Source organism: Pseudomonas protegens (assembly GCF_003732485.1).
GTDB classification, from domain to species: Bacteria; Pseudomonadota; Gammaproteobacteria; order Pseudomonadales; family Pseudomonadaceae; genus Aquipseudomonas; species Aquipseudomonas protegens_B.
Map to the genome: position 1 here is coordinate 23,505 of NZ_MOAK01000089.1, position 921 is coordinate 24,425.

Here is a 921-nt window from a genome sequence, read left to right on the forward strand (position 1 = left end):
CGCGGCCAACGGCGCCGACAGCCGCAGCGTGGTCATCCCGTTCTATTGGGGCTTTCGCGAGGAAGAACAGCACATCATCAAGGATGCGCCCCACGGCGAGTGGATGGATCGCAACAAAAACCGCCTGGACAAGGCGGGCACGCTGGAGGGGGGACATTTCGTCAATGCCACCACCAACCTTCCGGACATGTGGGGCAAGGGCTTCAACGGCAAGCTGTTTGGCTTCATTTCCCTGGATCTGTTTGCCGGAGAGCTGACTCACCCATTGTTCTCCGCGCCTGGACGCCGCTACATGGTGCTGGCGGCGATGCGCCTGGCGATGCTGATCAGGATCATCCGCAAGCGCTACCCCAACGACACCGTGAATGTGGTGGGCCACAGCCAAGGCACGCTTATCACGTTATTGGCCCATGCCTTTCTCAATGAGGACAAGGTGCGGCCGGCCGACGGCGTGGTGATGATCAACTCGCCCTATAGCCTGCGCGAACCCAACATGGAGAAGCTTCAGGGCTTTGGCGCGCAGCAGACGGCCGAGGCCCGCCTGGCGACCCTTGATGCCATCCTGAAGTTCATGACCGCAGCGCCCAATCCGTACCCGGCCTTGTCGAGTATCGCCCTCAAGAACTGCCAGGGTTATGGCGCTATTGGCGGGCCTGGCTGGAGCGGTGGCAGCGCCTGCGAAACCACGATTGACGCCAAGCGCATTGCCTTCAACGAGCGCGACAACCGAGGCAGCGTCTACCTGTACTTCACCCCTCAGGACCAGACCGTAGGCCTGGCCAACGTCCAGGGGATCGGCTGGCAGGGCGTTGACGAGCACCTGTATGGCAAGCCACTGCGCCGGACTTTGCCGATGAGCTTTCACCAACGAATCTTTACCCTGCGCAAGCGCGGCGGAGAAAAGGAACTGATCGGTCTGCA

At 61.5% G+C, this 921-nt stretch carries 1 protein-coding gene; it reads left to right on the forward strand.

The window, feature by feature from the left end; all coding sequences use genetic code 11:
- Window positions 1–921: T6SS effector phospholipase Tle3 domain-containing protein (locus BLX41_RS31875; RefSeq protein ID WP_221179231.1), on the forward strand; the 921-nt coding region annotated here is incomplete at both ends.